Raw genomic sequence first — 21295 nt, forward strand, 5'->3', positions numbered from 1 at the left:
CCATTGTTTTATCTTCATCATTTTCATACCTTCACGCTGACCGTTTCCAGTTGCGTTGTGGTTGATAAAGCTTTAGGAAGTTCCAGCAATTCACCCAGTTATACTCTAGCTCGTTACCAAGCTAGACGCCCTTCAAATCTTTACCTTAAAAGTTGTAAAACTCCCTGAGGCATTTGGTTTGATTGAGCCAACATTGCTTGTGCTGCTTGAGAAAGAATAGAATTCTTAGTTTGGTTCATCATTTCTTTCGCCATCGTGCGAACATTTGCTTTCACAAATGACCAGACTATATCTTCACCCTCTAGCAATCTAGTAGGGGTCGGGCACTTCGGATTCACAATGCTGATGACCATTGTTTCACCTACGGATTTCATCATCATAGCTTTCGCCTTAGATGGTTTATCCTAGTCGTTGAACCTTCTCCACTCTTTCGAGACAGGAGCTTGGCTGCTGATTGCCCATATCTTCCTTCTTTTCAACCCATCACGTTTGCCGTTTCCAGCTCCGTTGTGGGGAAGAAAGCTCTAAGGGGTTTCCAGCAATTCACCCGATAATATTCACTAGCCGTTACCAGCCAGGACGACTGTGCTTGTCACTGTTAAGCAGCTAAAGCATAATCAACGTCACGGATACGAGATTCCGCAGCAGTTAGGTTTTCTGACGATGTATTCAAGTTGTTGATAGTGTGCTCTAAACGATTCTGAACAGCACCAAGGTTTGCACGTTCAGTAGAGACCGATTTAATTGCATCGTCTAAGGACTTAATTGCATTGTCTGCACCTTCACGAGTAGCGATATCAATATCTGCAACATTTAAACCACTTGTTGTCATGTCATTAATTTGCAGATTAATATTTTGCCCCTTATTTGCACCGATATGGAAGTCTAATCCGCCAGTATTTGAAGTTCCTGCGCCTGAAAGACCTAAAGCATCAGCAGCATCACTCTTAGCAAATTCAATAGTAACTGTATCTGCTTTATCGGATTCAATAACTAGCGAACCATCCTTAACCTTAACATCAACATTCCCAAAATCAGTACCAGTTAATTCTTCATATTTATCTAATGCTGCTTGAATATCTGTTTTTAGATCCTCAGATAAACTTCCAGTTCCAGACATCTCAGCATCAGTAAGATATGACGCAGCTTCAACAGTTTCTAGATCGACAGCGATTTTATTTCCATTTACACTCATAGTTAATTTGTCAGTCAATTCTAGATTAGTAATTGCAGTTGCAGCTTCAGCAGAAAGTTTTCCATCTGAACCTTCTGTCCAAGTTGTATCATCAGCTAACTTTGTAATCAGGTCGGTTGAAGCTGGTGCACTAGTATTACTAGCATCGTCTAGTATTTTGAATTCAATTTGTGATGAACTGCCTGTTGTTCCACTAGTAATAACGAAATCCATACTCGTCTCAGATTGGACATCTGAAATTTCAAATTTTGGTTTTGTTATTTGTGCATTTGGATTACTAGTATTATAAGCATCAATCGCAGAATTCAGGCTAGTTTCTAGATTTTGGAAAAACTCGAAGTGGTCATTACCTGTAACTCCACTTAGGTTAAATGTTTGACCATCTACCTTAACTTGAACTTCTTGCGAAATACTAGCTGTGATTGCATTTGAAGTTGGATCAAAATCATCAATTTTAATGGAAGCAGCAGTGGCAGTACCTAATTTGCTTCCAACTCCACCAACTTGACTACCAGATAAATCACCATTTAATAATTTCTTTGTATTAAATTCAGTATTATTACCAATTCTATCAATTTCACTCTTAAGCTGCTTTACTTCGTCTTGCAGCGCTTTACGATCATCATTAGTAGCAGTATCGTTTGATGCTTGCACAGATAGTTCACGCATACGTTGAAGGATATCATGTGTTTCATTTAGAGCTCCTTCAGCTGTTTGAATTAATGAAATTGCATCTTGCGCATTGCTACCAGCTTGCTCTAAACCACGTACCTGAGCACGCATTTTTTCAGAGATTGCTAGACCTGCAGCGTCATCTCCAGCACGATTAATACGAAGTCCAGAAGAAAGTTTCTCCATTGATTTTGATTGTGCACCTGAAGCACTATTCAACTGACGATAAGTGTTAAGTGCCGCAATATTATGATTAATTCTCATTACTAAATTTCCTCCTTGAATTTGATGTTCACATCCTTGTGAACAATGGTTGTATTTGTCTGAGTCGATAAGGTCGGCCGTCCCTTATTTTCTCTTACACTAGTTTTATCGTCTGGGGTTTTGGATTGTTTAATAGTGTTTTTAATTTTTTTTCATGAATTTTAGTAGAGAAGAAATGTCTTTTGATGCTTGCTTGTTTTCCGACTGAATTTGGTCCAGAATTTCTTTGCGGAAGATCTCGACGTTTTTTGGTGCTTTGATGCCGATTTTGACTTGGTCGTTCTTGGCTGAGACGATGGTGATTTCAATGTCGTCGCCGATTTTGATGGTTTCACCGTTTTTTCTTGTAAGTACTAGCATGTTTGGTCACCCCTTCGCTTCTGCTTTTTCAAAGATTGGGTGTTTTGTCTTGTATTGTTCGTCATGTAAGATAACTTGCTTTGCCTTACGGTTTTTTAGATTGATAATAATTGGCGCTTGCAGGTTTGCTGTTGTTTTTTCGAACGGATCCTGGACGGTTAGGATTGAATAAACAGCTACATCTTTTTCACTTTGCAGTCCTAGTTCCTCAACCGCCACCTCTTCCAACTGGAAATCATATGTTCTGAAGAAATGGAAAGGGCTTGATAAAATAAATGCTAGTCCTGGTGTGGCCACGGACTGCAAAACAAAGAAAGTTTCATCATCCGACAATGGCAACAGGACAAATTGTTTTTCCTCTACAAAGCCTGGTATCCCTTTTTCAAAAGTTAAAATCTCATCAACTTCCACTTCTCCATGGTACATCGTGTTTATTTTCATTTTGGATTCCTTCCTTAAATGGATTGTTCATAATTAATGCCGACATGCTTTAGGTTGGCAAAATCAATTTTCAATGATGGGTGCTGCTTCAGACTAACTTCCGCCTTGCCAGGTGTATAGTTAATGACCGGTTTATTGATCTTGCTTTCGATGACCGGCTTATTCGTTTTCCAGTTGATATCGACTTTGCCAGGGTCATATCCAAGCTTCACACCACCTGCTGACGGAATCCAACCAATATTAAAATCAAGCATCGGCGTCTCGCTGTTCCGCTTTGCCTGGTCTGCAATTGGTTGTCCGCCGTTCTCGATCATCATCAACTCATCACCATCCTGGGAAACGCGTGCCAGACCGGCGAGCCAATCCTGATATCCCTGTTGTGCAGCTTCTTCAATACGGCGGGAAACATGTTTTAAATCCATATCAGCACGAGCTTCGGTCTGATCAATCGTCAATTTTGCCGGCTTACGGTCGATATTCAGCTCGGCTGCCGGTTGCTGGATGCTTAACTCCGCCTTAGGCTGCTCCATTTCCAGCTGCGACGGCTGGGTACGGATTTCCGTCTGCGCAAAAGTCGATTGCAAACGTATTTGAGGAAATTGCATATTATATCCCTCCTAGAAAAAAAAGCTATTCCCAATGAGAATAGCTTATCTTAAAAAGTCTAATAGCGTCGGCTGAAGAATACGTGCCCCTACTCCTAACGCAGCGCGGTGCACGCTTTCCTGGGTCTTCAAATCGGTGATGACCCGCTCGATGTCCGCGTCTTCATTATCGGACAATACTCGATTTGCCATTACTTCCTGCTGGGCAATCCGGTCGTCAATCATCTCAAGACGATTGTATCTTGCGCCAAGCTCGGAACGCTCCGCCGAAAGATTGTCCATCACACCGTCCAATCGTTTCAGCAGCTCATCGAGATCGCCAGGTTTGTCATCATCCAAAGCGGTCTGGATTTCCTGCACAACGTCGAAAAGTTCCTGATTAAAGACGCCATTAGGATCAACATTCGCCCTCAATGAAACTCCGCGTGATATCTCCACCTTGTAAGTGTTAATATCAGGATTAGCTAGGTTTTCTGCAACCTTTGGGGGATTTGCAGTTGGTACCGGCGGATGATCTGTATCTGTCCCATGAAAAATATAGCGTCCGGAAACTTGAGTGTTGGCAACCTGAACCAAGTCATCCTTAATTTGTCCAACCTCTCTTGCAATCGCTTCACGATCGGTCGGGCTCAATGAACCCGTCTTACCCTGGATAACCAGTTCACGAACACGCTGCAAACCATTGTTTGCGTGCTCGATTCCCGCCTCAGAATTTTCCATCCACAAATAAAGCTCAGACAAGTTACGTTTGTATTGTTCTACCTCAGTCAAGTTAGAGCGATAGAACATTCCTTTCATCGCTACAACCGGGTCATCAGAGGGTTTAGTAATTTTTTTACCAGTCGAAAGCTGATCCTGGGACTGCCCCATTCGGCGGTAGCTTTCACTCAAATTTCTTAATGAATTGGAAGAAAGCATTGATTGTGTTATGCGCATTTCATTTCACCTATCTTCCTACGGTTCCCATGCCGTTGATGATTTTATCGAGCATCTCGTCCTGGAGGGTGATCATCCGAGCTGATGCGTTGTAAGCATGCTGGAACTGAATCATATTGGTCATCTCTTCGTCCAGCGATACGGAGCTCACTGATTTGCGGCGGTTGTCAACTGCTTCCCTCAATGAACCACTGTTTTGCGTCAGCCTGACCGCTTCCTGTGAAAGGACGGCCATGCCTCCAATGACACCCTCATAATAATTTCTGAAGTTCGATTTTTCAGAGTCCGATGCATTTTCTTTAAACTTATAAGGGGTTGTCAATACATTCGCAAGGTCAATTGCATTCGACGAATCCCCAACAGTAGCATCCACATACGGCTTGTTATTTTCATCATACATCTGTTTGCCTTTTGCGGTAGCTATATTATCAAGACTATCATGAATCGCCTTGGATAATTGAATTCTGCCTGCGAAACCATCACGAGCAATATCCGTTTTGCCCGGATCTACGAAAAACGAATTCTCAACCTTTACTCCAGTTGAGATTTCATTTGGACTGACTCCTGCCTCATGAATGGCATTGAAGTTAACAGCAAAGGTATACGCAAGGTTATCCAACTCATTCATCATTTCAGGATAAACACCAGCAACTTTGCTACTTTCCTCATACCCATATGAATCTACTAAAGCTTTAAGCTTTCCTGTTGAATTTAAATCTTTAAAGTCAAATTTTGAATTGCCGATCGAAACTGTCTTAACAGATTCGTTCGCACCATCAAAGTTTACAGTCACATTGTTATTGCGGTCACCGCTGACCAGGATTCCTAGCTCTTTTCCGCTGTCGCTGACCATCTTGATGACAGCCTGTCCATCGGCCATTTTAAGCGACCCGCCACCAGAGTTTGTATAATCAACTTTAATATTTACCAGTGACGCTAATTGATCTACTAAACGATCGCGCTCATCATATAAATCGTTTGGCAAATATCCATGTGGCTCAACATCTGCAATTTGACCGTTAATCTTACTAATCTGGTAAGTTAACGAGTTGATTTCTTTCTCGGTTACAGAGACCTCATTCTTCAAATCTCGTTGAATGGAAGATAGAGTATTGTGCAGATAGTTGAACGTTTCAGCTACTGCAATACCACGCTGGCGAACAACCGAACGCGCCCCAGGGTTTGTCGGGTTTACAGCCAAATCCTGCAAGGACTGCCAAAACTGGTCCATTGTCTTGGATAAACCTGACTCGGATGGCTCATTCAGTACTTCTTCCAGCTTGTTGTACGCTTCGGCCCTTGTCTCCCAATAGCCCAACTTGTTGTTTTCACCACGGTATTGAACGTCAAGGAAGCTTTCCCTCACACGCTGGATCGAACCTGCCTTGACACCTGTTCCAACTTGACCAGGTATCTGCGGGCGATTGAGCGCTGCGTTTGGATATGGTTCTGTCTGTTCAAAATTAATACGCTGACGTGTGTAACCAGGTGTATTGGCATTGGCTATATTGTGACCAGTTGTATGTAAAGCACTCTGCTGCGTGAACATTCCGCGACGTGCTGTTTCTAATCCCATAAAGGTTGAACGCATTTTTCGTTCCTCCAATTGTTATGCTTTTGAGTTGAACATTCCTGTCGATTGGCCAGGCTTTGCTTTCTTGCCGGCAGGCGGTCCGTAATTGAATTCCTTTTCCTGCGGCATCACAAGGCTTTTGGAAAAATTGATGAATTGCAGGGACTGATGGATCAATTGCTGATTCAGTTCATTTCGTTCCTTGATATCAGCAATGACATGCAATAATTCTTCTTTTACCTGTAAAAGCTGACCTTTTACTGCAGGATTCGCCTCAGCTATTTCCTGTAAAGATGCAGTAGGTGATATCGTACTTGATACTGCATTCCGCTCTTGTTCCAGCTTATTGATCGCCGCCACATGTGCTTGTTCATCTTTCAAGAGCTGATCGAGGGCAGCTGTGTCGCCTTTTTTCACGATTTCGGTCTTCTTTACAGTCAGCTCATAAAGGCTTTTATGCAATTTGAGCATCTTATTCATGATGGTTGTCAGCGATTCTGCAGACATGGACTGCCCTCCTTCTGTGAAAAGCGCAAGCACCTTGGTCAGCCCAGACAAGCGCTGGAGGACCGACCAGTGAAGTCGCTCTTTGACTTCATTGGGCGGGCCGAAGCGACTCGAGGGGCTAGGTGCTGGAGCTAGACACTACTCTAAGTTAAAAAGTTTACCTTTTCCGCATAAAGAAACACCCGTCATAAAGACGAGCATCTCTTCTATTTTTTATGATAGAAATTTAGTATGCTCTTTGCTGTTTCTTTTGCATCTAATTTATAAGTACCGTTTTCAACTTGAAGCTTCAGCTCTTCCACCTTTTGTTGGCGCTGAACGGATACTTGGGAAAGCTGCTGCATTTCTTTTGCGGTCGAAGAAATTTCAACCTTATCAGCCTTTTTGGTTTGCGTGTTCGCTGCTGCATCTAGCTTGTTCATCTGGCGTTTATAAGGATTGATCCCTGACGGACCTATATTATTGTTGATTTTCATCGTCTAAACCTCACTTTCAGAACGATTTCTACTATTAGTATCGGCAATCATCAGCCAATTTTTAATAATTCTTTTCACCTATTCTCGGTGTGTGTAAAAAGTCGCATGGTGTTGTGCATTTTCCTTCTTACGCTTCTCCTCTTTCTGGACGGTACGCAAGTCAGCCATAAGTTCCCCTGCGCACGACGCACAGATTCTGCCTTCTCGGATGACAGCACCGCACTTATCACAAGGATAACCGAAATTAGGGAATTGAGTCAGCTGAAACCGGCCAGTCCTGATGAATTTTAAGATCTGGTCTTCCGGGACACCGGTCGCTTCCACGACTTGCAAGACAGTTGCTGCTCTGTTCTCACGCTTTCTCATGAACTTAGCCACCGTATCATATGCTGACTCTTCCTCTTTCCAACATTTCTCACATACATCACGAAATTTATTTTTTACATAAAGCGAATCACATTTTGGGCAATTTTGAAGGTCCAATGTCCTTCCTCCTTCAATAATATCTCATCTAGCGCGCCAAAGTGAATGAATACACTTTCGCCGCTCCGTTTTCTTTTAGTATTTTGGCTGCATGCCTCAGCGTTGAGCCTGTAGTATATATATCGTCAATCAGCACAATTGTTTTACTGTTAAGATTTAGGTCTGTATCCAATTTGAATACCTGCTCCAGATGGATTCTTTCGGAGCGCGATTTTTTTGACTGTTTTTCGGTATGGAGTCTGGTTAAAAGGTGGGTCGACTCAAGGCCTGCCTTTGTGATGAGGGCTTCTGCCTGGTTGAAGCCTCTTTCGTAGAGTCGTTCTACACTGAGCGGGATGGGGACAATATAATCATATTGGAAAACTTGCAATGCCTGCCGGAGTTCTTCTGCAAAAATTTCCGCAAGTACATAGTCCCCTCGGAATTTGAATTTCGCCACCACCTCTTTTGTAAAATCGGTATAGCGATACAGAGAGCGGTTCTGATCGAGGCTTCCGCTCCAACGCTCGTCCTCCTCCCAGCGCTTGCAGTCGAAGCATAAATTTCCAACCCTATACTCGGCTTCCAAATAAGCAAATGGCCGTCCGCAGATTTCACATACTTCCCCTGTAATCGGTGAAAAGTTCTCTTTGCATTCTCCGCATCTCTTTGGTGCTTTTTCTTCCCCGAAAAGAGTTCTCCAGGTAAAAACAGATTCAATTTCTACATGGCATATCAAACAATGACTCCCTTTCATACATCAATCAATCCCTTCCTGATCCCCTCTTTGTTCATCATCACAATTTGACTGCGGGCACTAAGCATCGCTTCTGTTTTGCCATAATGGAAAAATGTCACGTCGCCTGTCGGATATTTGGCACTTCTCCCTGCCCGCCCGGCAATCTGCACAAGTGCGCTCTCGGTAAAAATCCTGTCATCCGAACCGATGACTGCAACATCAATATTCGGGATGGTTACACCCCGTTCAAGAATGGTTGTGGTCAGCAAGATGGGGATTTCTTTATTGCGGAACTTCATTACCTTTTCTTTTCTATCTGGATCTTCAGCATGGATGGATTCAATAAGAGGATGCAATTGTCGAAGGATGGTGAGAATTTTGTCCATTGCGGTTATTTTCGGGGCAAAAATCAATGCCTGTTTCCCGCTAGCTAATCTGGATCCTACCCATTTCAAGATATTTGGAGGAAGGTTCGCCTTAGAAAGCTTCTTCTCCCAGTTACCGGCCCATACAAACTGGGGTACCGGCAGAGGATGACGGTGGTAGCGGGCAGGAATCGTGACATAATCTCTTTTTCCCAGACGGCACTCTCTCTGCCATTGTTTGTTAGGGGTGGCAGTTAAGTAAATCAACGAGGACTTCAGTTTCCTCGATTGCTGGACTGCATATTGGAGAGTTTCGTCAATGGAATACGGGAAGGCATCGACTTCATCGACAATCATAACGTCGAAAGCTTTGTAAAAGCGAAGCAGCTGATGCGTTGTTGCGATGGTAAGCTGGGAATATTCTTGACGGTCTTCACTGCCGCCATAAAGAGCGGCAATTTTAATATCCGGGAACACTTTTTGAAAACGAGGGGCCAGCTCAAGAACCACATCCGTCCTTGGTGTTGCCACGCAAACCCGCCTGCCTGTGGATAAAGCCAGTGCAATCCCGGCAAATAATACCTCAGTTTTACCAGCACCGGCAACTGCCCAGACAAGGAGCTCCGATGAGTTTTCCACAGCTTCCGCAACTCGTGTAGAAGCAGCCTTCTGTCCTGCTGATAATTGACCTTCCCAATGAAGTGGTCCGGAAATTCTATTAAAATCCGGTTCCGGTCCCGCCCAACTGACAAGAGGCGTGCATTCACTCACTCTTCCCATCATCAGACACTTCCGGCAATAGAACTCTACACTCCCACATCGCGAACATGGGAATTCCGCAAACCAGGAGGGATCTGATGTGCCGCATCTTATACACGACAATCGCTCTCGGTTGATACCTTTTCGCAAAAGTACATAGCCATGTTCATAGTGCTTCTTTATTTCTGCCCTAGGGAAATGCAATTCCTCATGCAACAGTTGTTTTCCAGTCAGCATTTTTTGTAGTTGAGGATTGTATTGGAATGAATGATCTGTGGATAACGAGGGAAATCTGTCGGTGAATACCTGTTCATCAACAGTATGAATTGCGTTGGGGATTAAATTTTCTTCTTTTACCAAAGTTAATCACAGCCTTTTGTGGATTTTTATGTGGATAACATGGTTTTCATGTGGATGATGTGGGTTGTTTTGTTGATAAGTGTCTATTCAGAGTGATGTAAGCGGTTTTTGTTGTGGATAATTAGAGGTGGAATGCAAAAATCCTGTTAATAAGTGGACCGTTTTGTTGATAACTACCATATTTATGTGGATAAACAAATAAAGCGCCAAATCCACATACGGATCTGGCGCTTTAGCAATGTTGTAAGGACTCTTCCGTAATTATTTCTTATACCAGCCCATCCCCATCGAACCTTCTCCGAGATGGGTTCCAATGACCGGACCGAAGTAGCTTAACATGAATTCAACATTTGGAAACTGAGCTTCTAGCTCGCTTTTCCATTCAAGTGCCTCTGCTTCACGATTGGCATGGATGACGACCGCCCGGTACTCACCGCCGCCGTTCACATCTTCCGCAAGCAATTCAACGACACGGTTCATCGCCTTTTTACGTGTGCGCACTTTTTCAAACGGAACAATCTTTTTGTCCTCAAAATGGAGCAAAGGCTTCACCTGCAAGAGGCTCCCAATCAACGCCTGGGCACTGGACAACCGGCCGCCGCGCTGAAGATGGCTTAAATCATCCACCATGAAGTAGGCACGAATGGAGTGTTTCATCTCATTCAACCGCTCGATGATTTTCTCAGGTTCACCACCCTGCCCTGCCAGCTCTGCAGCTTCCAGTGCATAAAAACCCTGGACCATGGCGCTGATCTCAGAATCAAATGGATAAACTTTTATACCCTCAACCATTTCGCCTGCGCTCACCGCACCCTGGTACGTACCGCTGATCCCGCTGGACAAATGGATGGTGATGACCGAATCGTATTCTTTTGCCAATTTTTCAAAAAGCTCGACGAACTCGCCAATCGGAGGCATCGACGTTGTCGGAAGCTCGCGCTGCTTCACTTCTTCATAAAACTCTTCTGCGCTGATATCTATTTCTTCTCTATATGTCTCATGATCGAAAATCACGCTCAACGGAATCATGTGGATATTCCATTTTTCCCGTAACTCTTTCGGGATGTACGCAGTGCTATCCGTGATAACTGCCGTTTTCATTATTATATTACCATCCTTATGTTTTTCTCTACAGTTTGTACAATCCCATTTTATATGAACTTCATGCAAAATGCATTCTTTCGGGAAAACTATTTTGATAAAAAGGTTTGGAAATGTGGAATAACAATTTATAGTGAATAGTATTCTGCCCTTCAACAAACTCCTAAATGACATATTGGGAGCTGCATCTCTTTTGGGCATATACATAAGTTGAACTTAACAAATATTAATTTAATGAAGCGGAAGGTGCGTAGACTCCTCGAAAATGCTAACGCATTTCCTTCGTGCGTGGGCTTTTTCGAGGAAGCCAACCAATGTCCTGCGGGATGAAAGGTCAGTGGGAGACCCCGCAGGCGCTTACGCCGAGGAGGCTCCCGGGCCGCAAGGAAGAATTTGATGTTTGAAAAAGCCGGCAGTTGGGCTTTTTCATAATTCTTCCCCGCGGAAAGCGAAGCACCTGGAGCGAAATGAAAAGGTAAACTTTTTAGTTCAACTTATATAATACCTTTCTATTTGACCTTTTTTAGTTCTACCCCTCATTGTGGCTTAAAGAACTTGTCTATATAACCTTTTGGGGTCAGGAATAATAAAAAGACACTGGCAAGCGATTGCACAGTGTCAAAAATTTAAGAAACGTATTGGTTTTCTAAGCTATTTAATCCTCTGTTATTAATTTCTTCTATTAGCATTTCGATAAAGGTTTCATCCAAATTTAACAGAGTAGCCTTTTGGTATGCTTCTAGTAATTTTTCATCTGTTAGTTCCCATAGTGTAGAAATGTTGACCACCCCTTCGATTTACTTTCCCTCATTATATCGGAATTTATTAAGAAAATGTAAATCTCTGGAGGTTTTTTTGTCGTATTTTTCCACCAAAAACCGACAAAAAACCACATCCGCCATGTCGACAAATGTGGTTTCTTCGTTTTATCTCACTTCGACCCAGCCATTCTTGATGGCAACGACTACTGCCTGGGTGCGGTCGTTTACGTTCATTTTTTGTAAAATATTGCTTACATGGTTTTTGACTGTCTTCTCACTGATGAACAGTGCTTCGCCAATTCCTCTGTTGCTCTTTCCATCTGCTAACAGCTGAAGGACTTCACATTCACGGCGTGTCAGCAGGTGAAGAGGCCGGCGAATTTCCACCGGGGATATGTACTTGTCTGATCCGCCTTCATCAGCGGATAAACGGCGGTATTCTTTTACAAGGTTATGCGTTACGCGCGGGTGAAGGTATGAACCCCCGTCTGCCACTACTTTAACCGCTTCGATCAGTGCATCTGCATCCATTTCCTTCAGCAGATAGCCTGTCGCGCCTGTCCTTAGCGCGTGGGTAACATAATTCTCATCATCATGGATGGAGAGGATGATGACCTTTGACTCAGGATACTTTTCAATCAGTTCAGCTGTCGCCTCTACCCCATTTGTGGTTGGCATATTAATATCCATAATGACAACGTCTGGCTGATGCTGGTCTACCAGCGAGATAGCTTCGCTGCCGTCGTCACCTTCTGCCACTACTTCGAATGTTGGTTCAAAATCAAGGATCCGTTTTACCCCTTCTCTGAAAAGTTGATGGTCGTCAATAATGACAATCTTTGTTGTCATATCATTCGCCTCCCTTTACGGCTTCTATCTCTATTTTTTATCTTGGCAGCGGCTGTTTCCGCATTGGATACGCTGCTATTTTCATAGATTCATCGGTACCTGGATGATGACTAAAGTCCCTGTGCCCATTTTCGAGTGGATGTTCAGTTCGCCATTGAGCAGTTCCACCCTTTCCCTGATTCCAAGGATACCGAATGATTCAGGTTTGGCATCGTTGACATCAAAGCCTAGTCCATTGTCCTTTACTACCACCATTACCAGGTCCCTTTTTATATCCAGCTTAACCTGGATAATCGTAGCATTGGCGTGCTTCAGCGCATTTTGCACTGATTCCTGAATCATCCTGAACAGCGCAACTTCATACTTGGCAGGGAGTCTTTTATCCTCACCTATATTTGAGAATTCTATTTTTGTCGTCTTATGATAGTCTTCGATTGTCTGTAAGTATTTTTTGAGGGTAGGAACCAAGCCTAAATCGTCAAGAGCCATTGGCCTCAAATCGTAGATGATTCTCCTGACCTCATATAGTGCCGAACGAACCATCTTTTTCATCTCTTTGATTTCAATGATCGCTTCGCCTGCACTGCGTTCTTTATAGATTTTCTCTATAAGATCCGATCGCATCATCACATTCGCCAGCATCTGGGCGGGACCATCATGGATCTCCCGGGAAAGCCTTTTTCGCTCATCTTCCTGGGCTTCGATGATTTTCAGGCCAAAATCCTGCTTTTGCTTCGCAGTTTCAAGTGCTTCACCCATTTGTCTGATATCGCTCATCAAATAATTCATGACAACAGTTATTTGAGATACAAGGTGTTCAGCGCGTTCGATTGTTTCGGTTAACCCAAGGATTCTGCGTTCAAGGTCATCCCGTTTTTCGCGAAGCTGTTTTTCAATCTGCCTGTTCAGTGTCAGATCCATTTGCAGCTTATGGGCAACCTCATATGCCTCACGGACCTGCACTTCCGTATAATCCTTAAAATGCTTGCTTACTTCTGACAGCCTTTTTCTCGCTGCCCTTACCTGGGTATCAAGAAAGTCACCTTCATTGATCGTTTGGGCAACCTTTCGTTTAACTTCTCTTAATTCATCTGTAATTGACTCATAATCTAAACGGCATTCCTCGCCAATCCGAAAAATTTCGTCTTTACTTTCGCCAACGGTTTCAATCATTTTTTCAAGAATCATGTCAAGCGCTTTAGTGTCAAACATTTTAATAACCATTTAAATTCCCCCACGGGTGGCACACATAGATATTTTATCGTGAAACATGGATGGTTACTAATTTCAACAAGAAAATCATGCCAGTTTTGATAAAAATCGTCATAAAGACACAGAATCAGTTTACCATTCTAAGTCTTATATCCTATAATTTTAGGAAATAAACTCCACTTTGAAAATTAAAACATTTTTCCAAAAATATTAATCAGAGCCTTTCCTATTGGTAGGACCACTAAACATTATAACATCCATACATATTTACTGTATTAAAGTTATATTACAATCATAAGACATGAATTGTCCTATGTTGAGGTGTAAACTTATAATGAATTGTAGCACTAAAAACTACTAACGAAAATAAGCACTGTGTCAAAATGACCATATAGAGTATTGGGAAATTTTTAAAAGAGAGGAACGAACCTAATTGCTTCCAAATTACTATACAGTAAAAGGTTATGGAGAACATGAAATCGAGATTCAAAAATCCCGTTTCATAGCATATATAGATAGAGCGGAAACAGAGGAAGAAGCCCAAGAGTTCATCCAGTCAATCAAGAAAAAACACTGGAATGCAAATCATAATTGTTCTGCCTACCTCATCGGCGAGAATGACCTAATCCAGAAGGCCAATGATGATGGAGAACCAAGCGGAACTGCCGGGGTGCCAATCCTTGAGGTTTTAAAAAAGAAGCATTTAAAGGATACGGTTGTAGTGATCACGCGTTACTTCGGCGGCATCAAACTTGGAGCCGGCGGTTTGATTCGCGCTTACGGCAAATCAACTTCCGAAGGTTTGGCAGCCACAGGAATTGTCGAGCGAAAACTGATGCGAATCGTTCACACCACTGTTGATTACACTTGGCTTGGCAAAATCGAAAATGAGCTAAGAACATCTGTATATCAATTAAAGGAAATCCACTATCTCGATAAGGTGGAAATCGAAACATTTGTGGAAGAAGCACAGACTGAAACGTTTAAAGAATGGATGGTTGAATTGACGAGCGGACAATGTGAATTGCGTGACGGCGACATGCAATATTTGGAGGAGCCAGCTGAGGTTTAATCGAACTCAGTTCCTGCAAATGAAAAATTCAATTTACGAAACACCATAAAAATTGTAGAATAAAATGTGGCTTACTAGAAATGCGAAAGCGCCTTGGTCAGCACCAAAAAGCGCTGGAGGGCCTGACAGTGAAGTCGTTCTTTGACTTCTTTGGCAATACCGAAGCGTCTCGAGCTGCTCAAAGCTAACGCTTCTCGCAAGATACTCGGCGAAGCACAAGCCGAGATGAAAACTGCTAGGCGCTGGAGCTGGACAAAAAAAAGGTTGATAATTTTTTTACAGAAGGAGCTATCTTATGTCTGTTGAAAGACGTACTCTAATGAAGAAACGCAAGAAACGAAGAAGAGTCGTTTCCACCATATTGTTCGTAGTGCTATTCACCGTTCTCACTGCAGGTGGCTACGGTGCATTTTTATACAGTAAAGCACAATCCGTCATTGATGATTCTTATAAACCACTGGACCGCCAGTCCGATAAAAGGGATAAACAAGTAAATCCTGATGTTGATAACATTTCCGTCCTGTTTGTCGGAATCGATGACAGCGAAGCCCGTAATTTCGAATCCGCATCACGAACTGATGCATTGATGCTGGCAACACTTAATGAAAAAGACAAATCCATCAAGCTGTTAAGCATCCCTCGTGACTCGCTTGTCTATATCCCTAGCAAGGGGTATGAGGATAAAATCAATCACGCGTATGGTAAAGGCGGCATTACTTCTACTATTGAAACGGTCGAAGAATTGCTCGATGTACCGGTTGACTATTATGTCCAAATGAATTTTGAAGCTTTCATAGATGTCGTTGATGCCCTTGATGGCATTGAAGTTGAGGTTCCTTTTGAATTACGAGAAAAGGATTCAACTGACCGCAACGGTGCTGTTTACCTGAAACCTGGACTCCAGACACTTGATGGTGAAGAAGCATTGGCACTTGCACGCACAAGGAAGCTTGACAACGATATCGAGCGTGGCAAACGACAGCAGGAAATTCTTAAATCAATTATGAAAAAAGCAGCGTCCGCTAAATCGATCACAAAGTATTCAGACGTAATGGAAGCTGTTGGCGACAACATGCAGACTGACTTATCCTTCAGCGAAATGAAAGCATTAATCGACTATGCTACGGCTGGTTCAAGCCTGGATGTAGAAACAATGTCTCTCCAGGGTGCCGATGCGACGATTGACGGCGTATATTACTACCAGCTTGACGAAGAAGCATTGCAGCAAACGATGCTTGACCTCAAAACCCACCTGATGGTCTCAGGGCAAGAAGATACGCACAAACTTGCCGAAAAAGAAGACGAAGAATAACATTTACTGGACAGCATACAGCTGTCCTTTTTATTTTGTAGAAAACATTATGGTTTTATGTAGTGCCCTTCATCATTTATTGCAAAAGGACACTAAATCACACCTTGTTTTTTATATATCCAACAGCACTAAGAGTAAACATGTTTTTTGGGCATATTCCTAAACAATCCATTTTTCCCAACAAAAAAGCCGTTCCAATTCAGGAACGGCTTACTTCATTATGATCGATCTTTTGCTGTCGAGTAACGACGAACAAATTTTAATAATGGACGATGGTTCTTACCCATCAGGCCGATGCTTTCCGCTAACACTTCAATAAGCAGCAGCAGGCCAGCGATTACAAGGAATGAACCCCATACCTTTGCCTGGGAGAAAATCACAGCTGTTAATCCGAAAAAGGCTGCAAGAGCGTAAATCAAGATTACAGTCTGGCGATGCGAATACCCAAGTCTCAATAAGCAATGATGCAAGTGTGATTTATCCGGTGCCGATAACGGCTTTTTATTCACTACCCTTCTGATGATCGCAAAAAATGTATCAGATATGGGTACACCGAGGATAATAATAGGAACAATCAATGAAATGACTGTGACATTTTTGAATCCCAACAGGGAAAGGACAGCTATGATATAGCCTAGGAACAATGCTCCTGTATCTCCCATGAAAATCTTTGCTGGATGGAAATTGTAAAACAGGAAACCAAGTGTGCTTGCAAGCAATACTGCAGCGATAGCAACAACATAGAAATTACCCATAATCAACGCCATAAAAGCGATTGTGATCAATGCAATGGATGATACGCCTGCAGCCAGGCCATCCAGACCATCAATCAGGTTGATGGCATTGGTAATTCCGACAATCCACAAAATGGTCAGCGGGATACTCAAGTAACCGAATTCGATTACTCCGCCAAACGGCAGGTTAATAAATGATACGAGCACATCGCCCCAAACGACCACAACAATGGCTGCTGCCAATTGGCCAGCAAGTTTTACTTTAGCGGAAAGTTCGAACATATCATCGAAAATTCCGGTTAAAATAATGATTAAGCTGCCAAGTACCAGCGGCCAGTGGGTTGCACTGCTTGGCTGGAGTACGAGCAAGCCGACGATGAAGCTGATATAAATTGCTAAGCCCCCGAGTCGAGGCATGATTTTTTGATGGACTTTTCTTTGATTAGGTTTATCTGTCGCGCCGATTTTAATGGCAAACCTTTTTACCAGCGGCGTGATCAAAATGGAGGTGATAAAACAAATGAACATTGTAACATAAATCATGTTGGTCCTCCTTAATTAATAGCATAACCAATGCGGGTTTATTTTGAACATCTAATTGATGACTTTTCCGTTATAAATTGTCAGTGCACAATGCAGTTGTCAGAACTGTCTCCAGTGCATGTCTAAAGCCGAAATGAGCAATTGCTCAGATTACCACAAAAAGCATTATAGCATAAGTTAGTAAACTCTGAAACAACTAATATTCCTAACTATCGACAAATATCTTCATTTTACTAGTACATTTCCCAATTTCCCATTAAAGCAAACGCATTCCAGCCCCCTATACTTTTCGTAAATAACCTGATTATTTAGTGGGTACTCAACTCAATCTTTTATATAGACGTTGTGTAATACGAATAAGTTACCGAGAATAATAGAAAAATTTGTCACCTTGGCAAAACATACTATTATAAGGAAATAAATGATATACTACTATAAAAAGCGGAAGCGCCTCGTTCAGCCACGACAAGCGCTGGAGGGCCGCCCTATGAAGTCGTTCTTTGACTTCATAGGGCGGACCGAAGCGACTCGAGGGGCTAGGCGCTGGAGCTGGACACTACTCAAAGTGAAAAAGCTAAATAAAATATTCAAACATGATTAAGGGAGCGTTAATGGATGCTGTCGATTTTAAAGAAGAAATTTGGCGATTCGAATGAGAAGCGCCTAAAAAAATATAGAAATCTGGTCGAACAGATTAATCAACTTGAATCAAATATAGAAAAGCTGACTGATGATGAACTTAAAAATAAAACAGTTTACTTCAAGGAGCAGCTGGCAAATGGAAAAACGGTCGACGACATCAAGGTCGAGGCTTTTGCGGTCGTCCGCGAAGCGTCAAAGCGTGTGCTGGGGATGCGCCATTATGATGTGCAATTAATTGGCGGGCTTGTCCTAAACGAAGGCAATATCGCTGAGATGCCTACCGGAGAAGGAAAAACACTGGTCGCTTCTTTGCCCAGCTATTTGAGGGCTCTTGAGGGCAAGGGTGTCCATGTCATCACCGTCAATGATTACCTTGCGACACGAGACCGCAACCAGATCGGTAAAATTCACGAATTCTTAGGTCTGACAGTCGGTTTGAATGTTCCGGCGATGCAGCCCGAGGAAAAGCAATTTGCTTATAAAGCGGACATCACTTATGGGATCGGAACGGAATTCGGCTTCGATTATCTTCGTGATAACATGGTTGCCAGTGTAGCACAGCGAGTCCAGCGGCCATATCACTACGCAATCATAGACGAAATTGACAGCGTCTTGATTGATGAAGCGAAGACACCTCTTATCATTGCTGGTAAAATGAAATCCAGTGCTGATTTACATTACATAGGCGCGAGGCTTGCCAAGCGATTTGTGAAGGATGTTGATTACACATTCGATGAAGAAACTAAGGCAACTAGCCTGACGGATGTCGGAATCGATAAAGTCGAAAAAGCCTTCGGTGTCGACAACCTTTATGAACTCGAGCACCAAACCCTTTACCACTATATGATACAGGCTGTTCGCGCTCACGTGATGTTTGAACTGGATGTTGACTATATCATTAAGGATGGCAAAATCATGCTGGTTGACATGTTCACTGGCAGGATCATGGAAGGACGTTCGCTTTCTGATGGTCTTCATCAGGCGCTTGAAGCTAAAGAAGGTCTCGAGGTTACTGATGAAAATAAAACTCAGGCCTCCATTACTATCCAGAACTATTTCAGGATGTATCCTATCTTATCTGGTATGACTGGTACTGCGAAAACTGAAGAAAACGAATTTCGCCATGTATATGGAATGGATGTCATCCAGATTCCTACGAATAAACCAGTCATCCGGCAAGACATGGAAGATCTTGTTTTCGAAACAAAGGACCAGAAATACAAGGCAGTTACAAAAGAGGTAAAAGAGCGCCATGCGAAAGGCCAGCCAGTCCTGATTGGAACAACCTCCATTCTCCAGTCGGAAAAAGTGGCAGAATACCTTGATAACGAAAAAATGGAGTATCAGTTACTGAATGCCAAGACTGTTGAACAGGAAGTCCAGCTGATTTCCCAGGCAGGACAGCGTGGCCGTATCACGATTGCGACAAACATGGCTGGCAGAGGTACAGATATCCTTCTTGGCGAAGGCGTTGCCGATTTAGGGGGACTTCATGTCATTGGTACCGAAAGACATGAGAGCAGACGAGTGGATAACCAGCTAAAGGGACGATCTGGCCGACAGGGTGACCCAGGTTCATCCCAGTTCTTCATTTCCATTGAAGATGATATGTTCCGCCGTTTTGCCCAGGATGACCTGGAAAAACTGAAGCCTACCGTTATAGCGGATGAAATAGGCATCATTCAGAACAAAAAGATTCATGAGTTCGTTAATCGTACACAGCGTATTTGCGAAGGGTCAAACTTCTCAATGCGTGAGTATAATTTGAAGCTTGATGATGTCATCAATGAGCAGCGTAATGTCATTTATCATTTGCGCAACCGTGTTTTGACAGAGCAGAACCAGATTCCGATCATCTTGCCTCTTCTGGACCGAGCTGTTAACAGTTTGCTAGATAAATATTGTCTGGAGGATGAAATTCCGGAAAACTGGCACCTTGGTGAATTGAAAGCCGAGCTGAATCAGTTTTTACCAGCGTCTTCACTTGAATTCCCGGATGAAAATTTTGACCGCCGTGCAATTGAAAAAATGGTAGCCAAGATCGTGGAAGAATATAAAACGATGGTAGAACCTTCAAATGATAACCCTAAGCTCCAGGGTGCGCTGAAAGGTGCTATTATCTTCATTATCGACAGGAACTGGATCCGTCACCTTGAAAATATGAATAGGCTGAAGGAAGGTATTGGGATGCGCCACTACCAGCAGGAGGATCCTATGCGCATTTACCAGCGTGAAGGTCTGGAACTATTTGAAATGGCCTATTATAAGATCTCAAAGGAAATCAGCATCCAGTTTGCTGAGCTGAGAAAATTATCCGAATTACAGGAATAGGAAGGATAAGAGGCATATGTTTTCATTTTTTAAAAGAAATAAAAAAGACGAAATTGAAAAACAGGGTGATGATTCTGTTATTTCATCGAAAGAGCTGATTGACGAGGAAGGCACTGTTGAGGAACAGGAGGTTTATACTGAACTCTCCCTTCCTCCATCTCTTAATATTCCACAGGAGTCACAGTATGTGCTGCGTTTCTTAAACAATGAGCTTCCCCCGTTGAAGCCAAACCAGATCTCACTCGCAGGCATCGAACTTCGGCCTGAGGAAAACAAACTGATTGTGTCCGCTTTTGTGCGCAACAGTCTCGCAAAAGGAATCCGTCTTTCGGAAACCTCGCTTTTATTGATCGGGCCAAACGGAGAGCAATTGGCACGTAAGGTATTCAACCTTGCTGATCTCGGTGAAATTCCGGCAAAATCAAGCCGTCCTTGGCACTTTGTTTTTGATAAGAGCGATTTATTGTCTGAGAAAATTCCATCACAAGGATGGAAGCTTGCCTTTGAACTCAAAAAACATGCAACTCATCGTCTTGATTTGCATGAAACATGGGAAAAAGCGATTCCTCAAGAAGAAAAGGACAAGCTTGAAAAAATGGTTGAAGGCCTGCCTGCCTTAAAGCAAGGCGAAGTGAATTTCCTTGGACTGCAGGCAAAAGAAAATGAAAACGGCGGATTAAGTGTCACAGTATTGATCCGGAATGGAAATACGAAGAACATTCAGATTCATCAGTTGCCGTTGCTGGTTGAGGATGCATCAGGGGCCGTGGTTGCAAAGGGCGGATTCACCCTCGATAACTTTGAAATAAAAGCAAATACAAGCAAACCATGGACATTTATTTTCCCAAAAGAATTGGTGTTAATTGAACAACCTGATCTTTCTAAATGGAAGGTAACCATTCCAGAGAAAAACTAGCACAAAAAACCGGGTTCTCATTTGAGACCCGGTTTTTAACTGGAGTGATTTGCCTGCTCTTAAATAAAATATGAAGAGTACCTGTTACTAGAACAGGTACTCTTCATC

21 protein-coding genes are annotated in these 21295 nt (G+C 42.9%); 4 read left to right on the forward strand and 17 right to left on the reverse strand.

Annotated elements, in window-relative coordinates; all coding sequences use genetic code 11:
* Positions 1–140: 140 nt before the first annotated feature.
* From J7I80_RS23745 to J7I80_RS15215, 16 genes are all read right to left on the reverse strand, one after another.
* Positions 141–377, reverse strand: a complete 237-nt coding sequence (locus tag J7I80_RS23745) for a flagellin (protein WP_483297708.1) — start codon at positions 375–377, stop codon at positions 141–143.
* 221 nt (positions 378–598) lie between these two features.
* Positions 599–2131 carry a flagellin N-terminal helical domain-containing protein gene (locus tag J7I80_RS23535; RefSeq protein WP_214739158.1) on the reverse strand — a complete coding sequence of 511 codons (1533 nt, stop codon included), beginning with the start codon at positions 2129–2131 and terminating at the stop codon, positions 599–601.
* 141 nt (positions 2132–2272) lie between these two features.
* The gene (gene csrA / locus J7I80_RS15150) at positions 2273–2491 is read right to left on the reverse strand and encodes a carbon storage regulator CsrA (RefSeq protein ID WP_214739159.1); all 219 of its coding nucleotides are present in this window, start codon (positions 2489–2491) and stop codon (positions 2273–2275) included.
* 6 nt (positions 2492–2497) lie between these two features.
* Positions 2498–2932, reverse strand: a complete 435-nt coding sequence (gene fliW / locus J7I80_RS15155) for a flagellar assembly protein FliW (RefSeq protein WP_214739160.1) — start codon at positions 2930–2932, stop codon at positions 2498–2500.
* A gap of 14 nt (positions 2933–2946) precedes the next feature.
* On the reverse strand, positions 2947–3537 hold the full coding sequence (locus tag J7I80_RS15160) for a DUF6470 family protein (RefSeq protein ID WP_214739161.1): 591 nt from the start codon (positions 3535–3537) through the stop codon (positions 2947–2949).
* A gap of 45 nt (positions 3538–3582) precedes the next feature.
* Positions 3583–4473 carry a flagellar hook-associated protein FlgL gene (gene flgL / locus J7I80_RS15165; protein WP_214739162.1) on the reverse strand — a complete coding sequence of 297 codons (891 nt, stop codon included), beginning with the start codon at positions 4471–4473 and terminating at the stop codon, positions 3583–3585.
* A gap of 10 nt (positions 4474–4483) precedes the next feature.
* On the reverse strand, positions 4484–6064 hold the full coding sequence (gene flgK / locus J7I80_RS15170) for a flagellar hook-associated protein FlgK (RefSeq protein WP_214739163.1): 1581 nt from the start codon (positions 6062–6064) through the stop codon (positions 4484–4486).
* Between the two features lie 18 nt (positions 6065–6082).
* Positions 6083–6553: a flagellar protein FlgN gene (locus J7I80_RS15175; RefSeq protein ID WP_214739164.1), complete on the reverse strand. Its 471-nt coding sequence runs from the start codon at positions 6551–6553 to the stop codon at positions 6083–6085.
* A gap of 206 nt (positions 6554–6759) precedes the next feature.
* Positions 6760–7029: a flagellar biosynthesis anti-sigma factor FlgM gene (flgM, locus tag J7I80_RS15180; protein WP_214739165.1), complete on the reverse strand. Its 270-nt coding sequence runs from the start codon at positions 7027–7029 to the stop codon at positions 6760–6762.
* Between the two features lie 78 nt (positions 7030–7107).
* Positions 7108–7512, reverse strand: coding sequence for a TIGR03826 family flagellar region protein (locus J7I80_RS15185; protein ID WP_214739166.1), 405 nt, complete (start codon positions 7510–7512; stop codon positions 7108–7110).
* A gap of 28 nt (positions 7513–7540) precedes the next feature.
* Positions 7541–8230: a ComF family protein gene (locus tag J7I80_RS15190; protein ID WP_251027786.1), complete on the reverse strand. Its 690-nt coding sequence runs from the start codon at positions 8228–8230 to the stop codon at positions 7541–7543.
* Positions 8231–8244: 14 nt separating this feature from the next.
* Positions 8245–9591 carry an ATP-dependent helicase ComFA gene (locus J7I80_RS15195; RefSeq protein ID WP_214739236.1) on the reverse strand — a complete coding sequence of 449 codons (1347 nt, stop codon included), beginning with the start codon at positions 9589–9591 and terminating at the stop codon, positions 8245–8247.
* A 384-nt stretch (positions 9592–9975) separates the two neighbouring features.
* Entirely contained in the window at positions 9976–10815 is an 840-nt protein-coding gene (locus J7I80_RS15200; protein ID WP_214739168.1) for a DegV family protein, read from the reverse strand.
* A 626-nt stretch (positions 10816–11441) separates the two neighbouring features.
* Positions 11442–11603, reverse strand: coding sequence for a sporulation histidine kinase inhibitor Sda (sda, locus tag J7I80_RS23345; RefSeq protein WP_353050114.1), 162 nt, complete (start codon positions 11601–11603; stop codon positions 11442–11444).
* Between the two features lie 138 nt (positions 11604–11741).
* Positions 11742–12425, reverse strand: coding sequence for a response regulator (locus J7I80_RS15210; RefSeq protein ID WP_214739169.1), 684 nt, complete (start codon positions 12423–12425; stop codon positions 11742–11744).
* An 81-nt stretch (positions 12426–12506) separates the two neighbouring features.
* Entirely contained in the window at positions 12507–13649 is a 1143-nt protein-coding gene (locus J7I80_RS15215) for a sensor histidine kinase (RefSeq protein ID WP_214739170.1), read from the reverse strand.
* A gap of 421 nt (positions 13650–14070) precedes the next feature.
* Here J7I80_RS15215 and J7I80_RS15220 point away from each other — a divergent pair, with 421 nt between their 5' ends.
* Positions 14071–14709 carry a YigZ family protein gene (locus tag J7I80_RS15220; protein WP_214739171.1) on the forward strand — a complete coding sequence of 213 codons (639 nt, stop codon included), beginning with the start codon at positions 14071–14073 and terminating at the stop codon, positions 14707–14709.
* 295 nt (positions 14710–15004) lie between these two features.
* Positions 15005–16021, forward strand: a complete 1017-nt coding sequence (locus J7I80_RS15225) for an LCP family protein (RefSeq protein WP_214739172.1) — start codon at positions 15005–15007, stop codon at positions 16019–16021.
* 218 nt (positions 16022–16239) lie between these two features.
* Here J7I80_RS15225 and J7I80_RS15230 read toward each other — a convergent pair whose 3' ends face one another.
* Positions 16240–17298, reverse strand: a complete 1059-nt coding sequence (locus J7I80_RS15230; RefSeq protein WP_214739173.1) for a glycosyltransferase family 4 protein — start codon at positions 17296–17298, stop codon at positions 16240–16242.
* Between the two features lie 615 nt (positions 17299–17913).
* Here J7I80_RS15230 and secA2 point away from each other — a divergent pair.
* Both secA2 and J7I80_RS15240 read left to right on the forward strand, forming a co-directional pair.
* Complete coding sequence (gene secA2 / locus J7I80_RS15235) at positions 17914–20271, forward strand: accessory Sec system translocase SecA2 (RefSeq protein ID WP_214739174.1); 2358 nt, start codon at positions 17914–17916, stop codon at positions 20269–20271.
* A gap of 16 nt (positions 20272–20287) precedes the next feature.
* On the forward strand, positions 20288–21187 hold the full coding sequence (locus tag J7I80_RS15240) for an accessory Sec system S-layer assembly protein (RefSeq protein WP_214739175.1): 900 nt from the start codon (positions 20288–20290) through the stop codon (positions 21185–21187).
* Positions 21188–21295: the final 108 nt, after the last annotated feature.

Source organism: Bacillus sp. ISL-41, from assembly GCF_018613235.1.
Classification (GTDB): domain Bacteria; phylum Bacillota; class Bacilli; order Bacillales; family Cytobacillaceae; genus Mesobacillus.